9 protein-coding genes are annotated in these 9,642 nt (G+C 59.5%); 2 read left to right on the top strand and 7 right to left on the bottom strand.

The genetic code is table 11. From position 1 onward, the window contains the following. A partial coding sequence (locus EOA33_RS13885; protein WP_127405868.1) for a hypothetical protein occupies window positions 1-568 on the top strand: 568 nt, incomplete at its 5' end. Between the two features lie 60 nt (window positions 569-628). Here EOA33_RS13885 and EOA33_RS13880 read toward each other — a convergent pair. The 6 genes from EOA33_RS13880 to EOA33_RS13855 form a co-directional block, all read right to left on the bottom strand. Beyond that, window positions 629-1,552 (bottom strand): LysR family transcriptional regulator, encoded by a 924-nt coding sequence (locus EOA33_RS13880; RefSeq protein ID WP_127405867.1) that lies wholly within the window; start codon window positions 1,550-1,552, stop codon window positions 629-631. A 53-nt stretch (window positions 1,553-1,605) separates the two neighbouring features. After that, entirely contained in the window at window positions 1,606-3,060 is a 1,455-nt protein-coding gene (locus EOA33_RS13875; protein WP_127405866.1) for an NAD-dependent succinate-semialdehyde dehydrogenase, read from the bottom strand. Between the two features lie 141 nt (window positions 3,061-3,201). Next, a complete protein-coding gene (locus EOA33_RS13870; protein ID WP_245482333.1) occupies window positions 3,202-4,056 on the bottom strand; it encodes an NAD(P)-dependent oxidoreductase in 855 nt (284 codons plus the stop codon). A 191-nt stretch (window positions 4,057-4,247) separates the two neighbouring features. Then, window positions 4,248-5,135 (bottom strand): SMP-30/gluconolactonase/LRE family protein, encoded by an 888-nt coding sequence (locus EOA33_RS13865; protein ID WP_127405864.1) that lies wholly within the window; start codon window positions 5,133-5,135, stop codon window positions 4,248-4,250. Window positions 5,136-5,168: 33 nt separating this feature from the next. After that, on the bottom strand, window positions 5,169-5,912 hold the full coding sequence (locus EOA33_RS13860) for an SDR family oxidoreductase (protein ID WP_127405863.1): 744 nt from the start codon (window positions 5,910-5,912) through the stop codon (window positions 5,169-5,171). 128 nt (window positions 5,913-6,040) lie between these two features. Continuing rightward, window positions 6,041-7,009, bottom strand: coding sequence for a sugar ABC transporter substrate-binding protein (locus tag EOA33_RS13855; RefSeq protein WP_127405862.1), 969 nt, complete (start codon window positions 7,007-7,009; stop codon window positions 6,041-6,043). A gap of 251 nt (window positions 7,010-7,260) precedes the next feature. On the opposite strand from EOA33_RS13855, the gene EOA33_RS13850 reads away from it, so the two are divergent. Next, window positions 7,261-8,643, top strand: a complete 1,383-nt coding sequence (locus tag EOA33_RS13850) for an MmgE/PrpD family protein (RefSeq protein WP_127405861.1) — start codon at window positions 7,261-7,263, stop codon at window positions 8,641-8,643. Window positions 8,644-8,661: 18 nt separating this feature from the next. Here the strand turns inward: EOA33_RS13850 and EOA33_RS13845 are convergent, their stop codons facing one another. Continuing rightward, the gene (locus tag EOA33_RS13845; RefSeq protein ID WP_127405860.1) at window positions 8,662-9,438 is read right to left on the bottom strand and encodes a glucose 1-dehydrogenase; all 777 of its coding nucleotides are present in this window, start codon (window positions 9,436-9,438) and stop codon (window positions 8,662-8,664) included. Window positions 9,439-9,642: the final 204 nt, after the last annotated feature.

Genomic DNA, 9,642 nt, shown 5'->3' with positions numbered 1-9,642 from the left:
CTACGGGCCGCAGGATCGTCCCGAAGGGCTGGAGATGATGGTCATCCAGTTTGGCGGAGCCAGCGGATCCGGCTTTTTGAGTACCCCTCGCCGGGAAGCTGCAAACGAAGCGCTGAAGGCGAAGGGCGAATTCAAGAACGGCGTTTTCACCTGGCTCGATGAAAAGGGCCAAAAGCATAACATGGACGGTTCCGCCGCGTGCTTCGAGGAAGCGACCGGCAAGAAACTGGTGTTCGCTCCACCTCGCTATGACGATATCGTCCTAATGGACACCGAGTCCTATTCCTGGATCGAAACCAGTACTCCAGGCGTCTTCACAAAGCTCCTGGGAACCTTCACCGAGCGAGGAACTCGTATCAGTTTCATCAAGGTCGATGCCGGAGCAATCTTCAACACGGGCTCCCGAGCTTCGATCGAGGTGCTCTTCATGAGCAAGGGCAGGATCACGGTCAACGGCAAGACCTATGGGGAGAAGACGGCGATCGAGTTGCTCCCGTCGGACGGCCCCGTCGACATCGAAGCGAAAGACGAATCATTGTTCTTCTCGGTTACCTTGCCGAAGTTCTGACCAGCGCGATCCACAGAGCTGGATGGAAACGGGAAACGTTCCATCCAGCCGGGACCGGGTCTAGTCAATTGGCTTTTCGTGGCAAAGCTCGAGCCCAATCTGCTCCACACAGGAAACGAGGTCCCGGCGCGGCTGATCCATCTCGTATCCTTCGCGGAAGAATACCGCGATGTCACGCTTTAGCGCCGGATCTTCGAACGGGAGCGGGAATAGCCGCTGCTCGGCGACTTCCATTCGCACCGCATGAGCAGGAAGCAGCGCAAGATGATCCGTTTCGGCCACAAGTGACTTCAGCAACGATACCGATCCGCAAACCGTCACCTGCAACGGGAGTTCGACCTTCATTGTCCGCACGATGTGGTCCAGCACGGTATGTGTGCGCCGCGATGTCGGACTAATCCAGGGGTACTGGACAAGCTGCTCCCAAGTGAGGTTGGTGACGCTGCGCAGCGGATGGTTGGGGCTGGCGATGACGCATAGGGTGTCGCGGAACAAGACGCGCTGGCGGAGCCCGTCGAGCATGTCAAAGACCTCGGTCAGGCCAATCACGAAATCGAAATCGCGGCGCAGCAATCCGGTCAGCAAGTCGATCTGAGCGTTCTCGACGACCTGCAGGCGAGCGTCTTGGTATGTTTCACGCCATCGGCTGAGAGCCAGTGGGATGATCCTGCTGGCGAGGCTCGGCAAACTTCCGATGCGGATCGGCTCTGCCTGGCCGTCGCGCACGTTCAGGAGATCGCGTTCCGCTAGTTGGATCTCTTCGCGGATCAGCCTTGCATAACAGTACAGGATGTCTCCCTGTTTTGTAGTCACGACGCCGTTTGGCCCACGGTCGAGGAGCCGCATTCCTACGGACGCCTCCAGCCGATCCATGGAGGTCGACAACGCGGGCTGTGAGATCCCAAGCTGTTTGGCCGCGCGGTTAAGACTGCCGCGTTCGATGACGGTAGCGAGATAGAGCAGCTTCTTGGGGTCGATCTCCATTGATACAGCCTACCTCCCCTTTCCTCGCAAGGGATACCTCCGCTACCCGAAAGTCAGATCCGCACACGGCGTTCGGCGATCGTCTTGGCGACAGTATAGCTCTGGTACATTTCAGGACCACCCTCGCGGCCAATTCCGCTTTCCCGATAGCCGCCAAACGGCGCATCCGCCCCCGGGCTCGTGAAGACGTTGACCGCCACGGAGCCCACCCGAAGCTCTCGCGAAAGATAATCGGTGCGCTCGACGGAGTTTGAGAAGACGAACGCTGCCAAGCCCATGCTGAGGCTGTTGCTGATCTCGAGGGCCTCGTCCATCGAGCCGACCGACGCACAAGGGGCGATCGGACCAAACGGCTCCTCGTTCATGATGTTCGCACTGAACGGCACGTCTGCCAGCACGGTAGGCTCATAAAACCATCCTCTGTTCCCGACCCTGCTACCGCCAGTGGCGATCCGGGCTCCTCGCGCCACCGCGTCATGAACGAAATCCGCCATTGCCGCCAGGCGACGATTGCTGGCGAGCGGCCCCATCTGCACGCCGTCGGCAAACCCGTCGCCGACCTTCAGAGCGCCGGCCTTTGCCGCAAGGCTGTCGACGAAGTTTTCATAGACCGACTTGTGGACGAGAAATCGGGACGGCGCAGAGCAAAACTGCCCTGACATCCTGAACTTCCAGTTCGTGGCAAGCCGCGCGACTTCGTCGGGATCAACGTCCTCATCGACCAAAACAGGGGCATGGCCGCCCAACTCCATCAGAACTGGCTTCATCGTCTCCGCGGCAAGGCGCGTGAGGTGCTTGCCGACTCCGATCGATCCCGTCAGCGTCACCAGGCGCGTGATTGGTGACAGGACCAGAGTGCGGGACACTTCGTCAGGATCTCCGAAGACGACGTTGAGCACGCCGGCGGGCAAGCCCGCATCGAGGAAGCACTGCGCAAAAAGACACGCGGTCGCAGGAGTTTCTTCTGCCGGTTTGAGGATGATGGAGCATCCTGCCGCCAGCGATGCGCTGATCTTGCGCGACGGTGCACTCATCGGCACGTTCCACGGCGTAAAGGCCGCGACCGGGCCGATCGGCTCGCGAACGACGAATTGTTGGATTGGCGGATCAGTCGGAACTATCCGGCCATAGAGGCGCCCGATCTCCTCCGCGTCCCAATCAAGAAAAGTGGCAGATCTTTCGATCTCTGCCAGAGATTCGCTCAATGTCTTGCCTTGCTCGAGGGTGAAGATCGGCGCGATCTCGGCCGCACGCTTCCGCACAAGCGCGGCGGCACGGCGCATGATCGCGGCGCGTTCCGAAGGAGGTGTCTTTCGCCAGATTTCGAAGCCGCGTGCAGATGAATTGAGGGCGTTTTGAAGGTCTTGTGCTGTGGCCTTGGGCACCGGTCCGAGGATGGACTCATCGCTCGGATTCTCAACCTCGCAAACTGGGGGGCGATCGTAGATCCACTCTCCGTCGATCAGGAGGCCGATGCGCGGATAGATTTGTTTTGCCTTGTCGTTCACGTTTCACGTGCCCTTTTTAGCTGGCTGATTGTCGGTTCTTTCGCTGGCCGCCCGGCAGAGCCGGCCCTCCCTGTGTCCCAGCAAAATTCGCGGGATCGCGGCGTCGAGGAGAAGCGGCCGCTCGATTTGCGCCCCGCCTGGTCACTGTCCGCCGCCGTTCAAGAAGGACAGCACCGCATCCTCGGCGATCGCGGCACCCCTTGCGCGCTGGCCCCAGGTTTGCGCACCGATATGCGGCGTCAGAACGACATTCGGCAAGGCAGCCAGGCGTTCTGGAACTTCCGGTTCATCCTCGACCACGTCCAGCGCTGCCCCGGCAATCTTCTGGTTCTCCAGCGCCTCAATCAGCGCGTCAGTGTCGACCAGGCTTCCGCGTGCAACATTGACAAGCCGACCTTTCGGTCCGAGGGCTGCGAGTTGATCGGCCCCTATTACATGTCTGAGGTCCGGCTCCCCTGGAACAGCGAGAACCAGTACATCAGACGCGGCTGCCAGTGCGGACCATCCGGCGTAGAGCGAAGCACCCAGGCCAGTGTTGGACTGACGATCAAGACCCGCAATATTCATGCGCGAAGCCGTCGCCCGCGTCGCGATGGCCTGGCCAATCCGCCCGCTCAGACCAGCGATTCCCATTGTCATGCCGACGAGGCTGTCACCGAGCGCGAAACGACCTTTTCGCCATTCTCCGCTACGGGCAAACTCATCCGCCTCGACAAGATTGCGACACAGCGCGTGCGTGAGCGCCATCGCCAGGTCGGCCACATCGTCAGTCAGCGCCTCGCCGACACACCGCACCCGCACGTTTCGTTTCGACAAGGCCGCCATGTCGATGCGTTCCTGTCCCACCCCCTGCGACACAACGAAAGCAAGATTGGGTAAGGCTTCGGCGATCTCAAGACTGCATCCGCGCGTCGCGCTGGTCATTAGAACACGCACCTCGGCGCGGTCGGGTTGTGGCAAGGTCGGAATTTCCTCGGGACCGGCCACGACGCGCATCAGACCCAAACCCTCCAGCCGCGGGTAGGACATGCCTGCTAGCGCAGGAAAAGCGATGACTGGGTGCATTCGTCCGGTGCCGGCCGCTGTTGTTTGGATTAGAACCGCACGCTATCGATCCGCCATTTCAACGGCAACGGACGTCGGAGACCGGCCGGAAGCAGTCATAGCTTTTTGTTATAGTGGCAGGTTTATGTGGTCTCGTCGGAGAGCTTCATCGTGCTTCCGCGCTTGCCGTTGCCAGGCTTTGGAACGTCGACGTCGACCTTGAAGATCGCACTCTTACGCTTTCCAGCCGCCATGTCCTCGTCCGTACCGATGAAGGCAGTCAGATAGAGCGTACGGCCTTCTGCGCCTCCCAAAGTGCATGAGATGGCAGAGCCTGGGAACTGCAGACGGTTCGTGATTTCTCCGCCGTCGAGTACGCGCACGAACTCGCCCGTGTTGTAGATCCCAACCCAGACTGCACCGTCGGCATCCGCACAGAGACCGTCGGGCTGTCGCTGCCCGAGATCGGCGAAAATCCGACGATTGCTGAGTTCTCCTGTCGCATCAATATCGAACGCCGTGAGGCGGGCCTCCCAAGTCTCTGCGACGACCAGCGTTCGCCCTTCGTTGATGACGACCGACCCGTTGGGGAAATCGACGTTGTCAGCGACAGTTGTGATGGTCCCGTTTGTATCTACGCGATGAAGCGAGGTGGTTCTACGGGGCTCGCCTGCTACGAAATCGTAGCCGAAATTGCCGACGTAGATGCGGTCATCCGGATCGATCGCGAAGTCGTTGAGCCATCCGGCTGCATGGTTCGAAAGGTCTGCATATTCACTCAGCCGGTCGCCATCGAGGCGAAGGAGCCTGCAATCTTTGGCCGAGACAATGATCAAGGTCCCGTCCGACAGAAATCCTAGGCCGGAAGGGCGGTTCGCCACATCGACAACCCTCAGGCACTGTCCTTCGGCCGATAGTGCGTAAACCTTGTGATCGAAGACATCCGACACCCAGAGCAGTCCCTGGTGCCACTTCGGCGCCTCGAGGAACATAAATTCGTCAGCGAAGAGCTTTGGTTCAGGTTCGATCATCGCATTCCACCGGTATCCGGCAACACTCCTTGCTCACCAGCCTCCGTCGCAATGAACATCTTGGCCGGTAATGAGGTCGGCCTGGGGAGACGAGAGGAAGATGGCCAGATTTGCGATGTCGATCGGCTCGATCCTGCGCTTCAGGCTTTGACGTTCAAGGATCCATTGATGGTATTTCTCACGCCTTTCCCCGAAATGCCGCCACTCCGCTTCAGACACGACGGCGCCCGGTGAGATACCGTTGACGTTGATGCCGTAGTGTCCAAGTTCGCGTGCCATTGACTTGATGAGCCCATACATGGCGCCCTTGGAGGCCACATAAGGGACAAACCCCTCCCAGTGTCCAGTGAGCGTCAGCGATGTAAGATTGACGATCTTGCCATGGTTCTTCCGCTTCATATGTACGCTGCAAGCGCGCGAAACGACGAAGGCCGCCGAGGAGTTGATCCGGACCTCCTGCTCGTATTCTTCGATCGAGAACTGCTCATGCGGCTTGTTGACCACGAACGCTGCATTGTTGACCAGAACGTCGATCCCACCAACTTGGTCCGCCAGCCCGGTCACGGCTTTCTCGGTTCCCGCGAGGTCGTTGAGATCGCATCCAAAGTAGCTCACGCCTTCGCCCAGCCTGGCAAGTGTCGCATCGACGTCCGACATTTCCGGGCGATCCGAAGCGATTACTCTCGCCTCTTCCTCGCAATAGCGTTTAACCAAGGCCTGTCCGATCGTGCCTAGGGCGCCAGTGATCAGAACTGTCTTGCCGGTGAGAATTCCCATGTTGCCTCCAGATGGCTGGCGTAGCGGCCCTTTGCTGCACCGACGACGTCATGCAAAAAGTCTTTTAGAGATGCGCGGCATCAAGCGCCGCGCAAATCATGTCCACACTCCTCAAGTGGCGTGCGACCTCACCACTCAGCCGGGCACTGATCCAGCGTCTCTTTGGTGATGATGGGCAGATCGACCGAAACCAACTGGGCCTTGGGAGCACTGGGATTGGTAGCGGCTTCATGAAGGGCTTTGAACATCAGTTGGCCAAGCATCTTTGGTTTCACGCAAACTGAGCCGTCCAACTCGCCTGCCGCGATCGCCGCATTCCCAAGCTTCGACCCGCCTGACGTGGCGATGAGCTTTGCCTTGGACTGCGCGGCGTCGAGCGCACGGGCGCAACCGATAGCCATGTCGTCGGCCTGGCTGAAAATCAGATCGATATCCGGCGTTGCTGTCAGAAAATTCTGGCAAACGGCCTCGCCCTTCTCCGGGGTCCAGTCGGTTGGCTGAGAGCCGACGATCTCGTATTTGAGGCCCGCCGTCTCGAGCGCCTTCTTGAAGCCCGCGCTTCGCTGTGTGACCGCCGAGTAACCGGGGGCACCCTCGACGATCGCGATCTTGACCGCGCGATCTTTCGGCAGCAGCGTCAACGCGAGTTTGGCCGCCTGTTCTCCGGCCACGAAATCGTCGGGCGTGATGAGAGCATTCAGCTTGGGATAGACGTCTTTGAGGGACCGCTTGTTCGGATCGCCTACCTGCACGGCGATCGCTGCGGACGGAATGCTCTTTTCGGAGATCTTGTCGACAAAGGATTCGGCAACCACAGAATCCAGCGGCAGGAAGCCGATGCCGTCGACGCCCTGGGCCAGGAGGTCGTCTATGGCATTGCCCTGTTTTTCGACATCACCCTGCGGGTCCAAAACGACTGCCTTGGCGCCGGCCTTTGCAGCCGCCTCTTTGAACCCGTCAGCTGTTGCAACGTTGTAGGGATACTTCAGGCTGCCGGCGACATAGCCGAACGTCAAATCCTTGGCGAGTGCCGAGGTGCTAAGAACCGCCAAGGCAGCAGAAAGCGCCAGCAGCTTCGACTTAATTCTGGTTTTCATGATCGCTCCTCCCATCCCAATCTGCACATCACGGCGATAACCGATGTGGTGATCAGGTCAGCAAGAGTTTCCATCTCCAGCTCAATTTTGAAACAACAAAACAATCCTAGCCGGCGTCGCATATAATGTTGGATTATATCTCTTTCATTCGAAGTCGACCTGTGAGTGATCGATCGCGCAGAACGTGCCATGGAGAGGCAGCCTTCGACTGAGACGGCTGTCCTTCCATTCAGCAAAATGAAGGAATCAACATGTCCGGCGCTCCTGATCTTGTCCATGTTCTGGCTGATCACGCGGCCAGGCTCAGGTATGAAGACCTTCCCCTGGATGCACGGGAATCGGCCAAAAAGACCCTGCTAGACACCATCGGGGTCATCTTGGCGGCGAGCGGCCTCGAGCCGGCCGTGCGCGGTGTGATCGACATCATTCGAGAAAGTGCCGGAACTCCCCAATCAACAGTGCTTGGCTTTTCAGGCAAGGCGCCCGCTCTCTCTGCAGCGCTGGCCAACGGCGCATTGGCGCATTGCCTTGACTACGACGACCAAACGCCGTGGGGACAGCATGCCGGGAGTTCGATCGTTCCAGCCGTCTTTGCAGTCGCAGAGCGGCAGGGCGGCGTGTCGGGAAAAGAATTGATCGCCGCGGTCGCGGCGGGGCAGGACATCTTCGCTCGCCTGCGCCGCAACGTAGGTTGGAAAAAGGATTGGAACCTCTCGACCGTGTTGGGAGTGTTTGCCGCAACGGCCGCCGCGGCAAGGGTGATGTCACTGTCTCCAGAGCAGACCGCCGACGCTCTTGGTATCGCTACGATGCAATCGAGCGGCATCATGGAGATGGTCGCCGGCCGCGGCAGCGATCTGCGAGGTCTTTACGCGGGATTCTCAGCCAAGGGCGCGGTGCTCGCAGCAATGATGGCCGAACGGGGTATTGCCGGCATCGACAGGACGTTCGAGGGTGAATACGGTTTCATGAGGACGTATTTCGACGGCCGGTATGACCGCGAGGCGATCGTTCGGAATCTCGGCTCCGAGTTCCTTGGCAGCGGAACGCTTTACAAGCGCTGGCCGTGTGTCGGAACAGCGCACAGCCATATGAAAGCCGCGATCGACATCGTGACGGAAAACGATCTGAAACCCGAAGAGATCGCCGAAATCCGACTGCACGTGGGGGACTATCACGACCTGATGTGTCAACCGCTGGAAGAGCGCCGCGCACCGGCGACCTTGGCGGATGCGAAGTTCAGCCTGCCGTTCCTGGTCTCTGTTGCGATCGTCCGCCGCGGCATGAGCGTCAAGGATTTTTCCACCACTGGCCTGTCCGATCCTGAAGTGCTGGACGTCGGACGCAAGATACGCCTCCTCAGCGATCCGGCGCTGGACTGGAAACTGGACCTCCCGCTGGGCCGCGTCGAGATCGTCGGGCAGGATGAACGTTCGTGGATACGAGAGGGAACGTCGGTCCCCGGCAATTCCGACAATCCGCTGTCGTGGGATGACATTTGCGCAAAGTTTCGGGAATGCGCCTCGGTCAGCATAGCCCCCCTCGCCGCAGCCAACGTTCTACGCTCGCAATCCCTGGCACGCTCACTTGAGGACTTGCCCGACGCAACTGAGTTGATCCGCGCCGCGGCCTGAATCGCCTGAATGAGAAGATCAGATGCCGGCGGTTTGGCCACCGTCGACGACCATCGCATGGCCAGTTACGAACCCGCCCGCATCTGAGCAGAGCCATAGCACGGTGCCCGCGATCTCCTCGGGGCGCCCCATGCGGCCGACCGGCTCCTGCTTGATAATCCGAGCTCTGCCTTCCTCGGTGTTGCCAGTGTAGCGGGCAATCATCGGAGTATCGATAATGCCCGGACAAATCGCATTCACACGGATGTCCCTGTCCGCATACTCGAGCGCAGCAGCCTTGCTCATCGCAGTAACACCGAATTTTGAGGCGCAGTAAGCTGACTGTTGCCGGATGGCGAGCACGCCGGCGCCGGACGAGGTATTGACGATGGCGCCGCCGCCGTTCCTGAGCATGATCTCGATCTCGTATTTCATGCAGAGGAAGACACTCTTGAGGTTCACGTTGATCACGCGATCCCATAGATCTTCCGAAATATCCGCGATCATTGCGCCCGGTTGTTCGATTCCAGCATTGTTGAAGGCCGCGTCCAAGCGCCCGAAGGTCTCGATCGTGAGATCGAGAGCGGATTTGACATCAGAAGCCTTGGTCACGTCGCATCTTCTCGGGAGGACCCTGCCCCCAAACCCCTCGATCTCAACGGCCGTGCCTTGGAGGCCCTCCTGGTTGATATCGACTGCAGTCACTGCCGCTCCAGCCCGGGCGAAAGCCACCGCCGCGGCCCGACCAATACCGCTGCCTGCCCCTGTAACGAAGGCTACTTTGCCGACAAAATCGACCGACGGAATGTTGGTCATTTTTGATGTTCCATTCTTCGCGTTTCGAAATCGCTCTAGCGGGGGCCGCGAGCAGCTCTAGCCGCCAGTCTTGGACTTGGTCTTGTTGCCGCCGACCGTGTAGATAGCGGCCGCAGCAACGACCACCATGCCTTCGATCAGGCCCTGCCAATTCGCTCCGAGATTCAGAATGTTGAATCCGTTCGTGAGAGAATAGAGCAGGAG

The organism is Mesorhizobium sp. M4A.F.Ca.ET.050.02.1.1, from assembly GCF_003997725.1.
Taxonomy (GTDB): Bacteria; Pseudomonadota; Alphaproteobacteria; order Rhizobiales; family Rhizobiaceae; genus Mesorhizobium.
The sequence above is the reverse complement of the archived record's forward strand: the minus strand, read 5'-3'. Positions and strand labels throughout refer to the sequence as shown.